The sequence below is a fragment of the Snuella lapsa genome (assembly GCF_039539345.1).
In the GTDB taxonomy this organism is placed as follows: domain Bacteria; phylum Bacteroidota; class Bacteroidia; order Flavobacteriales; family Flavobacteriaceae; genus Snuella; species Snuella lapsa.
Genome location: NZ_BAABCY010000034.1, coordinates 58,528 through 78,757 on the forward strand (window position 1 = coordinate 58,528; position 20,230 = coordinate 78,757).

General features: G+C 35.9%; 15 protein-coding genes and 1 tRNA gene. 5 read left to right on the forward strand and 11 right to left on the reverse strand.

The annotated features are described in order from the left end of the window. The first annotated feature begins 44 nt into the window (after positions 1 to 44). The 4 genes from ABD792_RS06700 to ABD792_RS06715 all read left to right on the forward strand — a co-directional run bounded on the left by ABD792_RS06700 (position 45) and on the right by ABD792_RS06715 (position 6,052). Entirely contained in the window at positions 45 to 2,444 is a 2,400-nt protein-coding gene (locus ABD792_RS06700; protein ID WP_345005095.1) for an efflux RND transporter permease subunit, read from the forward strand. Positions 2,445 to 2,480: 36 nt separating this feature from the next. Then, complete coding sequence (asnS, locus tag ABD792_RS06705) at positions 2,481 to 3,914, forward strand: asparagine--tRNA ligase (protein WP_345005096.1); 1,434 nt, start codon at positions 2,481 to 2,483, stop codon at positions 3,912 to 3,914. Positions 3,915 to 3,985: 71 nt separating this feature from the next. Next, positions 3,986 to 5,446, forward strand: a complete 1,461-nt coding sequence (rpoN, locus tag ABD792_RS06710; protein WP_345005098.1) for an RNA polymerase factor sigma-54 — start codon at positions 3,986 to 3,988, stop codon at positions 5,444 to 5,446. Beyond that, on the forward strand, positions 5,447 to 6,052 hold the full coding sequence (locus ABD792_RS06715; RefSeq protein ID WP_345005099.1) for a hypothetical protein: 606 nt from the start codon (positions 5,447 to 5,449) through the stop codon (positions 6,050 to 6,052). It abuts the gene before it with no gap. Here ABD792_RS06715 and ABD792_RS06720 read toward each other — a convergent pair. The 11 genes from ABD792_RS06720 to ABD792_RS06770 form a co-directional block, all read right to left on the reverse strand. Further along, positions 6,047 to 6,742, reverse strand: coding sequence for a porin family protein (locus ABD792_RS06720; protein WP_345005100.1), 696 nt, complete (start codon positions 6,740 to 6,742; stop codon positions 6,047 to 6,049). The two genes, ABD792_RS06715 and ABD792_RS06720, sit on opposite strands and share 6 nt — an antisense overlap. Before the next feature lie 154 nt (positions 6,743 to 6,896). After that, entirely contained in the window at positions 6,897 to 7,370 is a 474-nt protein-coding gene (locus tag ABD792_RS06725; protein WP_345005102.1) for an ExbD/TolR family protein, read from the reverse strand. Between the two features lie 22 nt (positions 7,371 to 7,392). Continuing rightward, positions 7,393 to 7,980, reverse strand: coding sequence for an ExbD/TolR family protein (locus ABD792_RS06730; protein ID WP_345005104.1), 588 nt, complete (start codon positions 7,978 to 7,980; stop codon positions 7,393 to 7,395). 2 nt (positions 7,981 to 7,982) lie between these two features. After that, the gene (locus ABD792_RS06735; protein ID WP_345005105.1) at positions 7,983 to 8,402 is read right to left on the reverse strand and encodes a hypothetical protein; all 420 of its coding nucleotides are present in this window, start codon (positions 8,400 to 8,402) and stop codon (positions 7,983 to 7,985) included. A 20-nt stretch (positions 8,403 to 8,422) separates the two neighbouring features. Continuing rightward, entirely contained in the window at positions 8,423 to 9,196 is a 774-nt protein-coding gene (locus ABD792_RS06740; RefSeq protein ID WP_345005106.1) for a MotA/TolQ/ExbB proton channel family protein, read from the reverse strand. Between the two features lie 73 nt (positions 9,197 to 9,269). Further along, positions 9,270 to 9,357 (reverse strand) — tRNA-Ser (locus ABD792_RS06745). Positions 9,358 to 9,713: 356 nt separating this feature from the next. After that, complete coding sequence (locus ABD792_RS06750) at positions 9,714 to 11,375, reverse strand: glycoside hydrolase family protein (RefSeq protein WP_345005107.1); 1,662 nt, start codon at positions 11,373 to 11,375, stop codon at positions 9,714 to 9,716. 41 nt (positions 11,376 to 11,416) lie between these two features. Then, positions 11,417 to 13,894 carry a hypothetical protein gene (locus ABD792_RS06755; RefSeq protein ID WP_345005108.1) on the reverse strand — a complete coding sequence of 826 codons (2,478 nt, stop codon included), beginning with the start codon at positions 13,892 to 13,894 and terminating at the stop codon, positions 11,417 to 11,419. Then, positions 13,884 to 16,178, reverse strand: coding sequence for a glycosyl hydrolase family 95 catalytic domain-containing protein (locus tag ABD792_RS06760; protein WP_345005109.1), 2,295 nt, complete (start codon positions 16,176 to 16,178; stop codon positions 13,884 to 13,886). Before ABD792_RS06760 ends, ABD792_RS06755 begins: the two co-directional genes overlap by 11 nt. Before the next feature lie 397 nt (positions 16,179 to 16,575). Next, the gene (locus ABD792_RS06765) at positions 16,576 to 18,042 is read right to left on the reverse strand and encodes an alpha-L-fucosidase (protein WP_345005110.1); all 1,467 of its coding nucleotides are present in this window, start codon (positions 18,040 to 18,042) and stop codon (positions 16,576 to 16,578) included. 196 nt (positions 18,043 to 18,238) lie between these two features. Then, the gene (locus ABD792_RS06770; protein WP_345005111.1) at positions 18,239 to 18,850 is read right to left on the reverse strand and encodes an RNA polymerase sigma factor; all 612 of its coding nucleotides are present in this window, start codon (positions 18,848 to 18,850) and stop codon (positions 18,239 to 18,241) included. 138 nt (positions 18,851 to 18,988) lie between these two features. Here ABD792_RS06770 and ABD792_RS06775 point away from each other — a divergent pair, with 138 nt between their 5' ends. Next, entirely contained in the window at positions 18,989 to 20,146 is a 1,158-nt protein-coding gene (locus ABD792_RS06775) for a FecR family protein (RefSeq protein ID WP_345005112.1), read from the forward strand. The last annotated feature ends 84 nt before the right edge of the window (positions 20,147 to 20,230 follow it).

Consider the following 20,230-nt stretch of genomic DNA (forward strand, 5'->3'; position numbering starts at 1 on the left):
AATACATTGGATTTTTCTACCTTTGCCAATCTTTTATCAAAAGTATGTTCAAACTTTTTACAAAAAATTTTTGGGATGTTACCGCTAGGTTAATTCTGCGCAATAAAATAACGATCCTTATTGGCATTATATTACTTACCGTATTTTTTAGTCGCCAATGGGACAACATGCGTTTTACGTATACCGAGGCCAATTTACTCCCTGATGACCATGAGGTAAATATAACCTATAACAACTTTTTAAAAACTTTTGGAGAAGAAGGCAATCTTATTGTTTTAGGTGTAAAAGACAGTACTTTATTTACAGTTGCCAAATTAAACGCCTGGAACAAACTATCGGAAGACTTTAAGCAGTATAAGAATGAAGTAGAATCGGTAGTATCTATAAAAGATCTTCAAAAGCTTATTAAGGACAATGTTAACGAGAAATTTAAACTGGAACCTTTTATAAAGGATACTATAGCTTCTATTGAACAAATAGATGTGCTTCAAGACGAATTATTCAAGAAATATCCGTTTTATGATAATTTTCTGTTCAATAAAGACACAAAAACCATTCGAACAGCCATTTATTTAAAAAAAGACATTGTAAACACGCCTACTAGAAAAGATTTTATTGTTAATGTTTTACTTCCAAGAATTAACAAGTTCCAAGAGGAAAATAATCTCGACGTAAGGGTTTCGGGAATGCCTTACATTCGTACTTTAAATTCACAAAATATAATTGATGAAATTAGTGAATTTGTGGTAGCTGCCCTATTAGTTACCTCACTCATTTTCTTTTTCTTTTTCAGATCGTTTAGAGCAACCTTTATCTCATTAATTGTTGTTTGTATTGGAGTTATGTGGACTCTAGGAATATTAGGGCTTTTAAATTACGAAATTACTGTTTTAACAGCGCTTATTCCTCCCCTAATTATTGTAATAGGCATTCCAAATTGTATCTTTTTAATTAACAAGTACCAACACGAGGTTAAACTGCATGGCAACAAAGTAAAATCCCTACAGCGTGTCATTACAAAAATTGGTAATGCGACCCTAATGACCAATGTTACGACTGCATCGGGCTTTGCTACTTTTATACTTACAGAAAGCAAACTTTTAAAGGAATTTGGCGTCGTTGCTTCGCTAAGTATTTTGGCAATCTTCATTTTATGCCTACTCATCATTCCTATTATCTATACCTTTTTACCCTACCCTAAAGACCGCCATTTAGAGCATTTAAACAAACGGTGGATTGGTGGTTTTGTAAACTGGATGGAGCATATGGTAAGGAAAAAACGTATAACCATTTATGCGTCTTCGGTTATTTTACTTATAGTAAGCATGATTGGCATTTACCAGATAAAAATTTCGGGAAGCCTTATAGAAGACATGCCGAAAAAAACAGAATTCTTTAAAGACATTCGCTTTTTTGAAGAAGAGTTTAACGGTATCATGCCTTTGGAAATTATGATTGACACCAAACGTAAAAAAGGTGTTATGAAATTATCCACATTAAGGAGCATGGACGCTTTAGAAGATCTTATCATTGAAACACCCGAATTATCGAAACCTATTTCAGTAGTTAGTTTGGTTAAATATTCTAAGCAGGCTTACTACAATGGCAACCCTAAATTCTATCAACTACCAACATCGCAAGAAAACAGCTTTATTCTATCGTATGCTAAAAACTCAACCTCCAATGTGGGGTTGTTGAATAATTTTGTAGACAGCACCGGGCAATATGCTAGAATTACTACGTTTATGAAAGATATTGGCACCGATAAAATGGAACGTATCGAAGAGAATCTACAAAATAAAATCAACAAGGTTTTTCCAAAGGAGCGATACGATGTAACCATGACGGGTAAAGCTTTGGTCTTCCAAAAAGGCACTAATTACTTAGTTAAGAATTTAGCTATTTCCTTATCGCTTGCTATTTTTTTAATCTCCATTTTTATGGCATACATGTTTAGATCTGGAAGGATGATTATTGTATCCCTTATACCTAACCTTTTACCGCTTTTGGTAACAGCTGGCCTTATGGGCTATTTAGGGGTACCCATTAAGCCTTCAACCATTTTGGTTTTTAGTATTGCCTTTGGTATTTCCGTGGATGATACCATCCATTTTTTAGCAAAATACAGACAAGAACTGCAAGCAAATCATTGGAAAATAAAAACATCAGTCTATGGAGCCTTACGAGAAACAGGGGTAAGTATGTTCTACACGTCAATTGTACTGTTCTTTGGTTTTTCAGTATTTACCATTTCCAATTTTGGAGGTACAGTCGCATTGGGTGCGCTAGTATCTATCACCCTCTTGTTTGCCATGCTTTCCAACTTACTGGTACTGCCTTCATTGCTTTTATCTTTAGAACGCAGTATTGCCAACAAGCAAGTTTTAAAAGAGCCTTCCATTAATATTATACCAGAAGGCGATGACGAAAACACAAACTCATAACAATAAAAAATTATCTTTGTTATAAATATTTAGTATATGAAAACAAGCACTGTTTCGGAACTTTTATCACAAGAAAATGTTTTAACAGAAGTAGATATTAAAGGTTGGGTAAGAACGTTTAGAGCGAATCGTTTTATAGCTTTAAACGACGGCTCTACGATAAACAATATCCAATGTGTTATTGATTTTGAAAAGTTTGACGATACAATTTTGAAACGCATAGCAACAGGTGCAGCTATACATGTTACAGGAGAATTGGTCGAAAGCCAAGGTAAAGGGCAATCTGTAGAAATACAAGTCGAGTCTTTAGAGGTTTTAGGGGATTCAGATCCTGAAACCTATCCTATTCAACCTAAAAAACATTCCTTTGAGTTTTTAAGGGAAAATGCACACTTACGTACCAGAACAAATACATTTAGTGCCGTTATGCGTTTGCGTTCTGCTTTATCGTTCGCCATACACAAATATTTTAACGATAATGGGTTTTACTATATGCACACACCCATTATTACCGGTAGTGATGCTGAAGGGGCTGGTGAAATGTTTCGTGTAACCGCATTAGATGCCAAAAATCCGCCACTAAATGATGATGGCAAAGTAGATTATAGCCAAGATTTTTTTGGTAAAGAAACCAATCTTACCGTTTCTGGTCAGTTAGAAGCCGAGACCTATGCCATGTCTTTAGGAAAAGTTTATACGTTTGGCCCAACTTTTAGAGCAGAAAATTCAAATACCTCACGTCATTTGGCAGAGTTTTGGATGATTGAACCAGAAGTAGCCTTTATGGATCTTGCGGGAAATATGGATTTGGCAGAAGACTTTATGAAATTTGTACTAAAGTACGTTTTAGAACATAACAAAGAAGATCTAAACTTTCTGGACAAAAGGCTACAAGATGAAGATAAGTCAAAACCACAAGCAGAACGTAGTAACATGACACTTATTGAAAAGCTCAATTTTGTTACAGATAATCATTTTAAACGCGTTAGTTATACCGAAGCCATAGATATTTTAAGAAACTCTAAACCAAACAAGAAAAAGAAATTCAAATATCCTATAAACGAATGGGGTACGGATTTACAAAGTGAGCACGAACGTTATCTGGTAGAAAAACACTTTAAATGCCCTGTAATATTATTTGATTACCCAGCTAATATTAAAGCCTTTTATATGCGTTTGAATGACGATGGAAAAACCGTTCGAGCTATGGATATTTTATTTCCAGGCATAGGTGAAATGGTTGGTGGATCGCAACGCGAAGAGCGCTTAGACGTTTTAAAAGAAAAAATGGCGGCCTTAAATATTCCAGAAGAGGAACTTTGGTGGTATTTAGACCTACGTAAATATGGTTCTGCCGTACATTCGGGTTTTGGCCTCGGTTTCGAACGCCTTGTTATGTTCGTTACTGGAATGAGCAACATTAGAGATGTTATTCCGTTTCCAAGAACACCACAGAGCGCAGAGTTTTAAGACAAAAAGAAGTCGTATTGCACAAAGAGATAAAAGAAATTTTATACTTTTATCTCAAACCAAATTATAGCATGCTTAAGCAACAGTTACAATTTAAATTATCGCAGAAATTGTCCCCGCAACAAATTCAATTGATGAAATTGATACAGTTGCCAACACTTGCTTTTGAACAACGCTTAAAGCAAGAATTAGAGGAAAATCCAGCACTCGAACGGGGCAAGGAAAACCTCGATAATGAATTTGACCCAGATTTAGACAATTCTACAGATGATTTTAATGACAATGAATCTATTAGCGCTGAAGATATTAATGTTGATGAATATTTAAGTGACGACGAAATACCAGACTACCGGACACAGGCAAATAATTACAGTAGTGATGATGAAGAAAAGACTATGCCCTATGCTGCCGGAACATCATTTACACAGTACCTAATAAACCAGCTAAACACCTACAGACTTTCAGACGAAGAACGTGATATTGCAGAATTTCTAGTGGGCAGTGTTGACGAAAGCGGCTATATTCGTCGCTCGCTATCCGATATAATGGACGATCTGGCTTTCACCCAGAATGTGTATACTACTGAAGAGACGATTAAAAAAGTCCTAAAGATTGTACATCAATTAGATCCTGCTGGTGTAGGAGCTAGAAACTTACAAGAATGCTTAAGTATTCAGCTGCACAGAAAAGAAAAAACAGCCGACAATGCCCTAGCCATTAAAATTATTGACACGGCTTTTGAACAGTTTACCAAAAAGCACTACAAAAAGCTAATACAAAAGTTTGACATAAGTGAGATTCAATTACGGGATGCCATATCTGAAATTGAGCATCTAAATCCTAAACCAGGTGGTTCGTATTCGGGCAATAATAGGATCGTTGAGCACATCGTTCCCGATTTTGCTATTAAAATTGTAGATGGTGAACTGGAGTTAACATTAAATGGTCGCAATGCGCCCGAGTTACATGTATCCAGATCTTATAACGACATGCTTAAAGGCTATAAGGACACGAAAGAGAAATCGAAGTCCCAAAAAGATGCCATTATATTCATAAAACAAAAACTAGATGCTGCTAAATGGTTTATTGAAGCAATAAAACAACGACAACAAACCCTATTTATAACCATGAGTGCCATTATGCACTATCAACGTGATTATTTTTTAACCGGTGATGAGCGCATGCTAAAACCAATGATTCTCAAAGACATTGCCGATGAGATTGCCATGGATGTTTCTACTGTATCGCGGGTTGCCAACAGTAAATATGTAGACACGCCTTATGGCACCAAACTTATAAAAGAATTCTTTTCTGAGTCTATGAAAAATGACCAGGGAGAAGATGTCTCTACAAGAGAAATCAAAAAGATTCTGGAAACGGTTATTGAGGAAGAAAACAAGAAAAAACCCTTAACCGATGAAACATTGGCCAGTATTTTAAAAGAAAAAGGTTATCCCATAGCCAGAAGAACTGTTGCAAAATATCGCGAACAATTAGACATTCCTGTAGCACGATTGCGCAAAAAGATATAAATGGACCGTATCTTAAAAAGTATATCGTTTATTTTCCATCCTATCTTGATGCCTTTGTTTGGCGTTGTATTTTATTTTGCGAAGTCGCCCCGTCATATAGCCATACAAGCTATTCAAGCAAAATTAGTTGTGCTTTTCATCCTTACCGTCATATTGCCCATTGTCATTTATTTCCTTTTAAAAACTTTAGGAAAGGTTAAATCCATATACCTTAGATCAACCAATGAGCGCATAATCCCTTTGCTTATTAACTGTTTTATTCTTCTATTAATACTACAGCGTATCTTAACCCCCAAGCAGGTTATAGAACTCTACTATTTTTTTGTCGGCATCTTAATCTCAACGCTTTCATGTCTTATCCTTGCAATCTTTAAGTTTAAAGCGAGTATCCATATGATTGCGGTTTCTGGCCTGTTCATGTTTTTTATAGCCTTAAGTATTCACTTTAGCATTAATATAAATGGCACTTTAGCCTTAATGTCCATTATTACTGGAGCTGTAGCAACATCAAGACTTCACGTAAAGGCACACAGTTATTTAGAACTTATTCTAGGTTGTTTTATCGGTATGTTTCCTCAGCTCATTTTAGTGAACTACTGGTTATAAAACATAAAACATCAAACCGACCTTAATGGCATTCATGTCTATGGTTCTACCATCCAGCATAGCATCTTTGGAAAAAATAGGGTTTAAAGCATAATATGCATATAAATTCCAAGTATTATAGCCCATGCACAAGGTTATACCGTACTGCAGCCTATTGAAATCCTTGAGCCCCTTATACTTTAAATGTTCTGGATCCCCATTAAACTTAACAGTATTCGCTAACAAATACCCTAGTTTAAACCCCGTATAAATACGCCAGAATTTATATTCAACAGGAGTGGAAGTACGCCACCTAAACTCAACAGGAAGCTCTAACAAATGGCTCGAGAACTTATTCTTGGAATAGTTGTCCTCTGCTTCCAAAATACTATAGGAAATAGCACCAAGATCATCTTTCGTGATCTTCAAATTTTGATTAAATGAATTTGCAGAATACCCAAGCCCTATACCAATTGATACATCCCTGTTTTTATTAATTGGCATATCTTTAATAAACCCAAAGTGCAAACCTATTGAAAAACCACTTTGGGAAAGATCTGAAGGCTTTTCTCCAAGTAAATTATAGGTTACTCCTGCGTAGAACTGATCTTCTTTATAAAGAGAGTCTACTACTTTTATATCAAGCTCCTGGGGATATATCGCTTGAAAACTTGCAACAGAGAAAAATAAAAAATATATGAGTTTCTTCACTATCAAACTACTTTAAAATACTAACTCTTAATATACAATCAACATTATAAAGATAGTAACAGCAAAGGTACTATTATATTGTTGGCACTAACAAAAATTAAAAGGCGTTTTGATAAATCAAAACGCCTTTATAATATAAAATTAAGAGTTTAACTTATTGATTAAGTACACTACCTTTTTTGGTTGTATAGTTAATTTTAAGAGCATTTACTTTACGCAGCTCTTGTTTAATATCCATAATCAACCCCATATTGGATTTACTATCTACTTTCAATGCAGTAGTTAAAAATGGTACCAATTCTTCACGCTTAGAATCTCTTTCAGCTGCAATAAAGGCCGCTATATCACTTACATTAGCAAATTTATCATTTAGCTGAATTCTAGCTTCAGTTCCATACTGCTTGTAATTGGCACTTGGTTTCCCTGCATAAATATACATGACCAAGTCTTTTTTGTCAAGTTTTTCAACTTGATCGGCAAAAGGCAAGTTATTCTCAATCATCAAGGTATTTTGCCTCATAACTGTGGCTACCATGAAGAAGAACAATAACATAAATACAATATCAGGTAACGATGCTGTACTTACTGCAGGAACTTCGCCGCTTTTTTTCTTTTTAAATTTAGACATAATAGTATGTATTAAACTTTTATTACTGTACTTCTGAAAGCTTCATAGGATAGTCCAGTTTTATCTGATCTATCTGCTCCTTCAACTTATCTTTATTTCCTGGCCAGTTAACATCCTTATAATTTTCTTGCATTTCAATAAAAGATTTGCCGTGTACACTTTGGGCTCTTCTATTTCTAAGTTCATTATAAGCAGCTACCAATTCATTTTGAACCGATATATAAGTCTCATAAGATGTTTCTCTTTCGTTTTTTAAAGATATAATAGCCTTGTCTGGATTATCTGATGATTTCTCGTCCTTTTTCCCGTTACAATAACTACAGGATCCATCACCGCCATTATCCAAAAATTCAATAGCGGCTTTCCTTAAGTCCTTAAGTTCCGTTAACTCCTCTTCAACCATCAACTGATTCCTACCATTTATCAATACAGTAAAGATATTTTTCTGCTTAATAATAGGCGGCTCCGTATTGTCCTCTATAGGAGGCAACTTACGGTTAATTCCCGAGTCTGTTTCAATGGTTGTTGTTACAAGGAAAAATATTAATAATAAGAAGGCAATGTCGGCCATAGAGCCTGCATTAACTTCCGGTGCTGCTCGTTTTGCCATAATTATTTAAATATTTTTTTAACACCAGAAAATGCCATTGATGCAATTGCCAAAAATGCAAGTACATAGAATGTATATAATCCGGCTCCTACCTTTTTAGAAGTAGCTTCTGTGATATCCTGCCCTTTATCTGTAAAAGGCTTTAAATCTAGGTCTGCTCCAGAAGACATTGCATACGACACAAATACGATAGCCAAAAATATTCCTACCGTAACTAAGGTCTTTTTAATGTTTCCGGTGAACAATCCTTTTAAAACATATATTAGTACTAATACCAAAACTAAAGCTAGTACAGCATATGTTACAAATAATATGTTATCGATCATACTTTCTGACCCCGATGACATAATCATTAGCACAAATATTGCACCAATAATACCCAGAGCATAAGCTATAATCTTTATTATTTTATATAAATTCATAATTCTTTATTATTAGATTATTACTGCTTTTGTCTGATCAACAAATCCATTAACGTAATAGAAGCGTCTTCCATTTCATTAACGATACTATCGATTTTAGCAATAATATAATTGTAAAAAATTTGAAGTATAATCGCAACAATCAAACCAAATACTGTTGTTAAAAGTGCTACTTTAATACCTCCTGCTACAAGTGATGGCTGCATATCACCAGCTGCTTCAATTTTATCGAATGCTTGAATCATACCTATTACTGTTCCCATGAACCCAAGCATTGGTGCCAATGCGATAAATAAAGAAATCCAAGATACGTTTTTCTCTAATTGTCCCATTTGTACCCCACCATAAGCTACAACAGCTTTTTCTACAGCGTCCAGACCTTCATCTGTTCTATCTAATCCTTGGTAGTAAATAGAAGCGATAGGACCTTTTGTATTTCTACATACTTCTTTAGCCGATTCCACGCCACCAGAAGCTAAAGCTTCCTCAACTTCTTTAGTTAATTTTTTTGTGTTTGTCGTTGAAAGGTTTAAAAAGATAATTCTCTCTATAGCTATTGCTAATCCTAGAATTAAACATAATAATACAATCCCCATAAACTCAGGACCTCCTTCAATAAATCGCTTTTTTAATTCTTGGTGAAATCCAAGCTCCTCAGCAGGCTCTGCTGCATCATCTTGTGTTGTACTTACAACTGCAGTTGTAGTTGCCGCAGTAGTTGTGCTTGCATTAGCATTAACAGTTCCGAATGCCATAACACCAGTAATGGCAAGGATAGAAAATAATCTTTTCATGTTCTAGATCTTAATTTTATTAGTTTAAAGTGTTAAAGATATAAAAAAAATGCAACTAAAAATAAAATAACAGCAGAGAGGAAGGGATTCGAACCCTCGATACGCTTTTGACGTATACACACTTTCCAGGCGTGCGCCTTCGACCACTCGGCCACCTCTCTGTATTTTTAATCCATTTTTATTACGGGGGCTCAAATAACAAAAAAAAGTTCAAACGTTAAAATTTTAACGGTTAATTTTGATACATTTTTCACTGTATTTCGCTTCCTGTATGGTTTTGAACACTTTGCAGACATTAATTTGGGCTTTAAGATTGGCTCTGTAATTCTTTTTGAACAAGAAGCAGCATATAGTCTTTGACAATAATTAGAAAATCATGATGTATTTGTAAACAAAACACAACTGGTTTCTAATAAAAATTACGAAGATATTACGACTTATAAACAGAAATTTATACGGCATCTTTTAAACAAACATTCCAAAACACACTTTATTACAGACCTTTTAGTTCTATTTTCTAAGGCACAGGCATTGCTTCGCCATGCAATACAATTGGATTGGAAGTATCTGGATTTATTACAACTTTAATCTTATATGTTTCACCCTTATCGAAAGAAGCTTTACTCTTTAAATAAACATCTGTTTTCTCAAAGGGCAATAATTCGGGAACCGTTCCTTTAATAATATCAATGTCTTTGCCTCCCTTTGAACATACAATCATTATCTTAGCCTTTTTTGAAGGCACTTGTCCAAAATTCTGAACTTCAACCGTTAGACCTGCACCTTTTAATGAAGGTTTTATCTTTGGTAATCTGGCCGATAATATAGGCGTTACATAATCTACTCCCGGTAAACGTGTATATGCAAATAAAAGGTCTCCTTTACTGGATTTTCCTATTATTTTTCCTGCAAAATTAGACTCTGTAAGTCCATGACTTTTCCCATCAAATGTAATAATGAGATCCTCTCCCATCTTTTCTGTTTTAATGACCTTTGCTCCTTTTCCAAAATTCACTGCTTCGGTGGCTCCAAATCTTAAGGATGCAACATCGATATCAGTATGCGGATTAAAATCGGGCTCCGCTGCTATTTTAACCTGTACTGCTTTAGTTTTGGCACTAATCTTTTTCTTATTGAGCACAGTTGCCAAACGTCCTACAGTTAATGGTATAACAATATGTTTTGAGCTATGGTTGTCATTTTCAAGATCATGCCATTTAATAGTATCAATCACCGCGAAATGCGCCTGTGTTGCCCTTCCGTATTTATCCTGAAGCACTTTAATACGTTCATATTTAAACCAATCGACCTTAGTGCCATCTTCATATTTAGATATCCCAGGCATATATGCTTCTCCTGGATCAACTTTCCATGTAACCCCATCTTTGGATCTTAAACTGTAGGCTATACGACCTAACCAGTCATTTACGATCATATGGTACTGAACATTGGTTTTCCACACTAATGGATCTTCAAATTCCCCCTCAACTGGCGGATACACACGCTTTTCGGTAACTTGATTATAAGGAGACACTCCCGTTTTGCTAAACCAAATACCGCCACCGCGACACACCATTAAATACGAACCGTCTTCTCTCTGGGCAAAACTTAAGTTACTTAATCCTTCAATAATTTTCCTATCGCGTTTGTTAAACTCAAACTTGTTATATTTCCAAGGGCCATAGATAGCATCAGAAAGATAATAGCCTCCTATAACATATACAACATACCTACCGTCTTTTAACCTATATACTTCTGGGTTATGCCCTTTGCCTACAGTTTCTGCAATCTTGTAAGGTCCAAATGAATTTTCGGAAACAGCATGGAATACAGTAGACTTACTCCAATACATATGCCCCTTGGGAGCATTTTCTGGCCATCCACAAACAAAAAGGTGGTATTTGTTGTCGTCTCCCAATACAGCATTTCCTCCCCAATATGAGTTTATATTATCTTCAATTCCATTATCTACATACCGAGGAATAACATTTTTGGCGCCCCAAGTATCTGTTGTTAATTGCCCTTGTACTGGCATAGGCAGAAACCTATCCATAAAACGCCCGCCATGCACCAAACTATCCCATTCTACAGGGCGTTCGCGTTCTTTTATTTGGGCTTGTACTTGCCCTATTAACAATACACATATAACGAAATGAATAAAAAACTTTTTTGATCTCATTTATTTAACTCTAATTATGTTTATTCTTTATACTGGCTTTTCTATCTATTGATTTCAAACCACCTTTTAACTTTTAAACAATCTCCAGTTACGGTATAGTAAAATTTTCCCTCTGGAGTCATTTCCGTCAGGGGAATTGTAAAAATTCGCGTGTCCCCATCTAAGTCCCCCTCAACATGAAACCCAGGTGCTATACATTCGATATTGTTAAGACTTGTTTTTTGTTTATCCTTTTGCCAAGGCGCAAAAAGAGATACGGTAATTTTAACCTCTTGTCCTTGTTCTATATGCTGATTAATTATAGGTAAGGCAGGGCAATTGGGTAACGGAAACAAAACTGCCGAAACGGCCGACTTCAACGCTACGTATGTACCTTTATCGTTATGCTGGATGGATACTTCGTTCATTTCCAATGTTTCCACATTAAACTCGTAGGCTACTTTAACATTTTCTGGCAATTCCGGGAGCCTTACAAGCACTTTATCTTCTTTAAGAGGTGTAGCATCTACATGGCCTCCTGTTAAGACCCAATAAGCTTCCGATTTCCATAAATGTCCCATCCACTTTGAGTCATTTTCTGCAACAGGATCCCATTCGGTAACATCGCCATAGGTAACAGCATTGGCAAATGTGGGGTGCAACTCATGCCATCTTAAATCAATAACAAAATCTTCATTATAATCATCGGGTTTTTCGGTGCCTACTTTAGACCAAGCCCAATTGCGTCTTTGGTTTTCCGTTTTGCTCATTATGGCTCCCGTAATGGCCGCCTCAGGGGCACTGGCATGGTATGATAGTGGTAAATAGTTTGGCATGGCTACTTTCATGGCATCAATTTCACTACCAGAGCAATCCATTATTAAGGCTCCATTGGTACTTTCATGGAAATAATCCATGTAAAATTCTGTAGAAATAAAAAAATCAGGATTTATTTTATCGGTAGCTTCCCTAATCCTCTTCAAACAATCTCGCATCCACTTGTTAGCATTAAAAGGGCTCTCATGTGCATGGACTTCATTATAGCAGGGTCGAAATGGGAATCCAAATTCATCCAATCGAATCTCATCCACACCTGCTTTGGCCAGCATGGTACACACCCTAATTAAATTATCCTGCCAAGGCTTGTATCCCGGGCAATTAAATGCACCATAAATCTCATCTCCTTGTCTGTAATCCAGAACAGGTTTGCCATTTCTATTTTTAATAGCAAACTTTTCCCAATCCCCTTCAAACATTGGGCTGGTTTTACGGGCTCCATAAGCGGCTACATACATAGCTACTCTTCTTCCATATTTATGGCAAGTCTCAACACCTTTTTTAAAAGCCTCTAAGCCTCCTAGATCTGACCTAAAATCTATAAATCCAGATGACATCCACGGTCCGTAGGTTTCTGGCCAACGATTAACGCCTTCGTTCCACATGGCTATCTCCATACAGTCGTTAATATCATTGCCAAATATTGGCTTACTGAACAAACCATGTAGTTGTTCAAAAGAGGTAAATACATTCTCTTGGCCTGTCTCCATATTTTTAGCTACTGCCTTTTTATCTGGAAACCAAGTGCTCGAACGGGTCGTCACTTCTTCTTTATACCAATTGGGGACTTTTCGTGTTTCAATATTGCCAGAAAACCAAGCATGATAAGCTTTTGCAGCTGTTCTCCAATTTCCATTGTAAGCTAATATTTTAGCTGAAGGCCAGATTTGGGCTTTGCCAGCATCTATTCGTTTTTTATCAAAATAGAAAGATGCCATCCCGCCTTCTGGAAATGTAGACATCACTTTATTACTAAAGTCCTTATCCTGAACTATAAAAGCGAAGCCTTGCTTTTTAACCGGCTCATAAACCGTTTGCCATTGCATCGACACATCCTTTCCATAAATCCCCCCAATAGGGCGCTCCCATGCTTTAACCCCAGGGTATCCTCTATCCCACATGTTAACAGTTAAATTAGTGTTTTTGTCACTACCCAAACAAATACCGGTAAAGTATGGAAATGCTGTATAAACTGAAACAGGTTTACTTCCTACATTTTTTACTGCTAGATGCGTATCGAATGTTCCCGAAGCATTGTGAAGTTCTACTTTTAACGTAACCTGAAGCTGCGTATTTTCATGTATATAGACAATCTCAAGTGTTTTTAGGTCTTTGCCTTCTTTAACACTATAACTATTAATACTACATGAATGAGGATCAATTAAAATACCTCCATAAGCGTTATCCTGTGCACCTGCTCGCAGATAAGGCATTGACGTTGTATTGGCAAAAAGCCTGAAAATATTTCCTCCTTTTTCATTTTTTATATAATTGTCTTGTGTAGACTTATTACAGATCGAGTCTATTTGTCCTGTCTTCTTCTTAAAAGTAACCTTAACAAAGGCATTTTGAAGCCCAATATGGGTTTCACTATCTATTGTTCTTGTTTCCTCATTGGAGCTACTTGAGCAAGACAAGATGATGTTGCTTATTATAAGCAAACAACCAATCGTCATTCCTGAAATAAAACACTTATGCTTCATCCGCAATTATATTTATCTTTTGATTTGCCTGTGTTTGAATAGTAATTATGCCGTTTTCTTGTGTATAGGTTGCATCAAGAATAAAGTTTCGATCTCCAAATGGGTTCTTTAATTTCAAAACACCTCCTTTTTCTGCGAGTATTGAAACTTGAACAATCTCTCCTGCTTCTTTTTTGGCCGAAACAAGGAAAGCGCCTTCTGTTCGTAAGGTATCAAAACTTACGTCTGCCCAATCATCTGGGATTGCTGGAAATACATGGATGATTCCCGTATGACTTTGGATAAGCATCTCCTGGACGGCTGCTGCAAATGCAAAATTCCCTTCTAAAGTAAATGGACGGTACTTAAACTTAGAATATCCTCTGTTATGCTGCTCACCATTTACGTGAAAGGAATTGGGCAAGCAAAAGTTTTCAGCAAATATTCTTAGGGTTTTAGCGGCTGCTTTCCCATCAAAAGCGCGCGCTTGCAAATTAGCTAGCCAACTAAAGGAGTAACCTGTAAAATAATCGGAACCAACATTTACAAGATGACCTATTGTATTATCTATTATCTTTTTATGAGCTTCATCTTTAGAATAATCAATTAGACCGTAAGGATGAAACGCCATTAAATGTGAAAAATGACGGTGGGACTCTTCATAAGGGTGGTCTGGAGCAAACATCAAACCCTCTGACTCATCGATAGCAAAGTATGGCCACTCCTGTAATACCTTTTCCCATTTTTTAGCATCCTCTTCTTTACCCAATTCCAGAGCCAGTTCGGCTGCTTTTTCATAAGTCCAACGTATGGCTGCCAAATCGAAATTTGTTGTTTCCTCAAACCAAGCTTCCTTGGAATTATCATGAATTTCTGGACTGGCACTAATGGGTAACTTCCTTAACCCTGTTTCACTTTTCACAGAAATATCTTCAAAAAACTGAGCTACTTCTCTTATCCATGGATAAGCTTTATTCTCTAAAAACGACCTATCCATAGTATAACGCCAATGCAGATAGAAATGTTGACTCAACCAACCAGAAACTGTTGGGCCAAATGCATACTGGATCCACCCTCCCATAGGCTCTCCGGTTAATGTTGTAACACCGGGAACAGCCAAACCATCCGATTCAAAATAGTCCTTTGTATACTTTTTAAAAGTACTTTTGTACTTCAATAGCCACTCTAAGTAGCCTTTTTCCAAATCAAGATGGTTACCAGAATATGCTGGCCAGTAACTTAATTGGGTATTTAAATCGTGATGGTAATCCCCTTTCCAAGGCGGCAATTTACCGTTATCGGCAGTCCAAACGGCCTGAAGCGATATAGGAGGTGCTCCATCACGGGCTGCAGATCCAAATTTATACTGCTCAAGGTACCATTGTTTTTCCAGTACCTTATCCGGAACATTAATGGCTGATTTTGACCAAAAGTTTTTCCACCAATTCTTATGTGTACTTAAATTCTTATTAAAACCTCGCTGCAATGCTTCATTAACCAAAATCCTGGAATCTTTCGTTTCTTTCCAATCGGGAAACCTTGTACTAATACTCCAACATCCTTCTAAAACATCTCCTTTTTGTTCCCAGGCAACATTAACATCGTAAATGAAACCGCCCCAACCTTTCTGGGTATAGGTAATGCTATGTTCATTTTCTTCTACATTCCCTTTTTCATAACCCAAGCGACGCAAGTCCTGTCCCGTAACAGGCGATTCTTCTTTACTTTCACCAGAAACATTATAAGCAGGTGGTATCAATAATGGCTTAAATCCTTCTGGGACTCCTTTAAAACTAAACCAGCCAATGTGTTCTGACGCATGTACAAATGCCCTAAATTTGGCTCCATTCTTCCAGTCAATACTACAGATGGCATCGGCTATAGACAAACGCGTTGAGTCAACCGCACCTAAGACTTCAATATTGAATTCTAGACCAGCTCCAGGTATTTTTGAAGGTGCTGGTGATCTGTCGTAAGGAACATCAAACTTTTTTTGCACCTCTTTATAAGTGTCATTCTTCCATTGTTCATAAACCCATGAAAATTTGTAATCTGGGGTATTTAGGTTTTCCATAGGACGCAAATCCCATAAGTTTACATTATCTAGAGACATCCTTAAACGCTCTTCTTTTTCCCATACAAGAGCCCCTATAACACCATTCCCCAAAGGAATGCCTTCGTCCCAACTTTTAGCTAAGGTTGTTGATACCAAATCGTGTTCACTAAAAGTTATTTGGATATCCTTATTCGGTTTGGAGCATGCTATAAATAAACTAACCGCTAGTACAACTAAACTTTTTCCCATTTATCTTATTTTCAATTGTTTATATTACACAATACTATTATTCGCTTCATTGTAATTATTATACAGAGCATTAGTCTCCAATCGCATCATCATTCAAAATACACCGTACCCTTCAAAGTAATGACTAATCGTCTTTACCCCCTACAACTATTCTTGCAAAGAGATCTACTGTATTTGCTTTAAGCAGCAATTTTTACATACAACCTAAGACCCTACCTTTAACTTTTTCAAATTGTTCAAACGTTGGAACAAAAATATAAAAATAAGTATAAAAACTTATATCTCTTAAACATTATATACAGATACTATAAGTCTAATTTAACAATCTCTAAGACGTGATTGAAAAATATTAAGGGCTTTGCTTATCTGACAAAGCCCAAGTAGTTCTACTTAGAACTTATTCTATATTAAACAACTTAACCTCTGTTAAAGTTGGACAAGCTAGAGCACTTTTAATATTGACCCTTATCCTATTACTCTTAACAGTATTAAAACGAACTATTTTCTTATATCCTACGGTTGATGCGTTTGCTATTTCCTTCCAACTATCTCCATCAGTTATTTCAATTGAAAAACCGCTGATACGTTGTCCTAAACGGATGTACTCCTGAAGCATGATGCAATTAAATGTTTGCTCTCCTTTTAATTCAAAATCAATAGTTGCTGTTGTTGTTGCATCTTCTGTTGCCCAATAGGTTTCATTTGAACCATCTAAAAGGTTATTTGCACTAAAATCACTTCCTCTGTTATTACTTGAACGCACCTTAGCTCCTTGTAGCAAATTATTGGCAAAGGCTCTATCCAAATATTTTTTAAATTCCATTAGACGCAAAGAATCAATCGAATGTATTTGCCCTCTACGATCTGGTGGCACATTTAAATTTAGAGACGCACCATTACCTACCGAGTGAAAGTATATATCCAATAAATCATTTAAATTCTTTACTTTTTCGTCTTCATGGGTATGATAAAACCATCCTGGTCGTATAGAAACATCTACCTCTGCAGGCATCCAATATTCTCCGTTCATCGTCCCAGTTTCTCCGATCCAATATTGAGTAGTTCCAGCTGATGCTTTTGAAAACCCTTTATTGGGCAATGGTGTATAAGTAGCCCAACAAGAATCCTTGGCATGACCATGTTCGTTACCAACCCAACGACTATCTGGCCCTGCATCACTAAACATTATCGCATTAGATTGTAAAGATCTTACAATATCAATATTTTTATCCCAACCATAATAACTGGTTCTATCGATCTTACGTGTCTCATTAGCACCGCCATAATAACCATCACCTCCATTGGCTCCATCAAACCAAACTTCAAAAACATCGCCATAATTTGTGAGCAGTTCTTTTAACTGGTTGCGGTAGTATTCAATATACTTTTCATTACCATATTCAGAATGGTTACGATCCCAAGGAGAAAGGTACACCCCAAATTTTATCCCATATTTTTCACAAGCCTCAGAAATTTCACGAACCACATCGCCTTTACCGTTTTTCCAAGGTGAGTTTTTCACAGAATGCTCAGTATAGGCAGAAGGCCATAAACAAAACCCATCATGGTGTTTAGCGGTAATTATAGCTCCCTTAAACCCTGCTTTTGCCAAAGTACCTATAACCTGATCTGCGTTAAAATCGCTTGGATTAAAAATTTCGGGGCTTTCATCTCCAAAGCCCCATTCCAGATCGGTAAACGTATTTGTTGTAAAGTGTAGAAAAGCGTAGGTTTCCAATTCATGCCAAGCTAATTGTCTTTCAGAAGGCAAAGCCCCATAGGGCTTTGGTTGAGTTCCTTTTTTTTCACATCCAAAAAAAAGCACTATTACTACCATTAATAAATTAATGTATCTATTTCCCATAATATTTTAGGTTTTGTTAAAATGAAAGTTTAATGTTTTGCCCGACTTACTCTTCTTTTATTAACAAGTACAAGCTTAAACTTTTGACAACTCTTCAAAATAACACTATAAGAAGCTAATAATCTACACTTAAAATTGCGTGAAATGATACTGTTTTTGCCTTAAGTAAAATAGCTTAATAGTCTATTGAGGGTTCTTATCTCTTGAGTTTAACTAAGTCGTGGTTAATTTTTATTCCAAAAAGTAAAAACAACATACTATGAGTCTTTTTCCTAATTCTTTTTCTTATTATGGAATATGCTTTTGTAATGTGTGCTTCGACGGTTTTTAATGAAATATTTAAATACTCAGCTATTTCAATATTGGTCAAACCTTCTTTTTTACTTAAAAGAAATGTTTGTTTACATTTAGAGGGCAAACCCTCTATTTCTTTGTTAATTAAAATCATTTTCTTTTCAAAGAGATCCTGATTAAACTCATTGACTTCCTCGGTTATAGCTTCTACGTAAACTTTTTCTAGAACCGAGATAGACTGATTCCTATGGTACTGGTTTATAAACTCATTATAAACCGATTTGTACAGAAACCCCTTAATAGAAAAATCAGTCTTAAGATTAGCCCTAAACTCCCAAGTCCTTAAAAACACATTTTGTATAATATCCTGTGTCATAGCCTGGTCATTTGTCAAACTCAGAGCATAAACAAATAATTTTTTGTGATAGGTATGTATTAAAAATGAATAAGCATTTTCCCGTCCACTTTTTAGGTCTTCTACCAATTCAGCATTGTCCTGATAAATTTTATACATAAACTTATTTTAAGTAAATAAATGCTAAACTTTATGTAAAAATGCCAAAAAAATAACAATACACAAAAAAAATAAAAAAAAGTTAGGGTTTTAAGAATTCGCTTTGTAATAATATAAAAGAAGAAAGCACAAAGCCTAATGATTCCCCAAGAAATTGAAGATCTAATTGTTAAATATATAAACAAATCGGCCAATGCAAAAGATTTGGACAAACTCATTGAGTGGATTAAAACTGACAATAACAAAGCGCAATTTAAAGATTTTGCTAAAGATCATTACGCAATAATATTCAGTATGCAGGATCCAGACACTAAACACATAAAAGAACTTCTTTTCAACGAAATCAGAAAAGATAAATCGAAAACTTTTAAAAACAAGTTGCGGTCTGTATTCAAATATGCTGCTGTGGCACTCGTCTTTTTAAGTATTGGTTATTTTTATAAGCAAGGTGTATTCTCAAGCACGCCTAATAACATTCCTGATCCGACAAACAAAATCACATTACAGCTTGAAGATGGCACTATAAAAACAATTGACGAAAGTGAGTCTGCTAAAATTTTTAGTGCTAACGGAAACATGGTAGGCATACAAAAAGGTAAACAGTTGGCCTATGCCAATGACTCCAATGTTGAAAAACTAACCTACAACACCCTTACGGTTCCATATGGCCGACGCTTCAATGTTATACTATCCGATGGTACACATATTTATTTGAATGCCGGTTCCTCATTAAGATACCCTGTGAGATTCATAAAAGGATCCAATCGCGAGATCTTCTTAGACGGTGAAGCCTACTTTAACGTAACAAAAGATTCTAAACACCCTTTCATTGTTAACTCCAATGAATTAAACATTAGGGTTCTCGGAACACAATTTAATGTTTCTTCTTACCCGGAAGATGACAACGTCAATACTGTGCTGGTTGAAGGTTCGGTGAGCTTGTATAACAAGGATGAAGTATACTCCGCTCCTACGTCATCCTTATTGGAACCCGGACATATAGCGGCCTGGAATAAAAGCAATAAGGAATTACGTATTAGTGAAACAAATATCGCACAACATACTGCCTGGATTGAAGGAAGATTAATTCTAAACGAGATTAGATTTAACGATATCTTGAAAAAACTAGAGCGCCAATACGACGTCACTTTTGTTAATAACTACCAGGCGCTCGAAGACCGATATTTTACCGCCAGATTTGATATTGAAGATATCTTTCAAGTCATGAAAAGTCTGAGTGAAGCCGCTTCTTTCGCCTACAAAATAGAGGAAAAAGAAATAATTATTAACCCTTAAACAAATTATTATATGATTAAAAACTGACTTAAATTTAAAGATCAAAACAATTAATCATTTTATGCTTGTAAAACACTAATCATG

Excerpts from the sequence above, each read along its gene's own strand:
- ABD792_RS06700 (WP_345005095.1), top strand. The coding sequence starts at position 45 with ATGTTCAAACTTTTTACAAAAAATTTTTGGGATGTTACCGCTAGGTTA.
- asnS (WP_345005096.1), top strand. The coding sequence starts at position 2,481 with ATGAAAACAAGCACTGTTTCGGAACTTTTATCACAAGAAAATGTTTTA.
- rpoN (WP_345005098.1), top strand. The coding sequence starts at position 3,986 with ATGCTTAAGCAACAGTTACAATTTAAATTATCGCAGAAATTGTCCCCG.
- ABD792_RS06715 (WP_345005099.1), top strand. The coding sequence starts at position 5,447 with ATGGACCGTATCTTAAAAAGTATATCGTTTATTTTCCATCCTATCTTG.
- ABD792_RS06725 (WP_345005102.1), bottom strand. The coding sequence starts at position 7,370 with ATGTCTAAATTTAAAAAGAAAAAAAGCGGCGAAGTTCCTGCAGTAAGT.
- ABD792_RS06730 (WP_345005104.1), bottom strand. The coding sequence starts at position 7,980 with ATGGCAAAACGAGCAGCACCGGAAGTTAATGCAGGCTCTATGGCCGAC.
- ABD792_RS06735 (WP_345005105.1), bottom strand. The coding sequence starts at position 8,402 with ATGAATTTATATAAAATAATAAAGATTATAGCTTATGCTCTGGGTATT.
- ABD792_RS06740 (WP_345005106.1), bottom strand. The coding sequence starts at position 9,196 with ATGAAAAGATTATTTTCTATCCTTGCCATTACTGGTGTTATGGCATTC.
- ABD792_RS06750 (WP_345005107.1), bottom strand. The coding sequence starts at position 11,375 with ATGAGATCAAAAAAGTTTTTTATTCATTTCGTTATATGTGTATTGTTA.
- ABD792_RS06755 (WP_345005108.1), bottom strand. The coding sequence starts at position 13,894 with ATGAAGCATAAGTGTTTTATTTCAGGAATGACGATTGGTTGTTTGCTT.
- ABD792_RS06760 (WP_345005109.1), bottom strand. The coding sequence starts at position 16,178 with ATGGGAAAAAGTTTAGTTGTACTAGCGGTTAGTTTATTTATAGCATGC.
- ABD792_RS06765 (WP_345005110.1), bottom strand. The coding sequence starts at position 18,042 with ATGGGAAATAGATACATTAATTTATTAATGGTAGTAATAGTGCTTTTT.
- ABD792_RS06770 (WP_345005111.1), bottom strand. The coding sequence starts at position 18,850 with ATGTATAAAATTTATCAGGACAATGCTGAATTGGTAGAAGACCTAAAA.
- ABD792_RS06775 (WP_345005112.1), top strand. The coding sequence starts at position 18,989 with ATGATTCCCCAAGAAATTGAAGATCTAATTGTTAAATATATAAACAAA.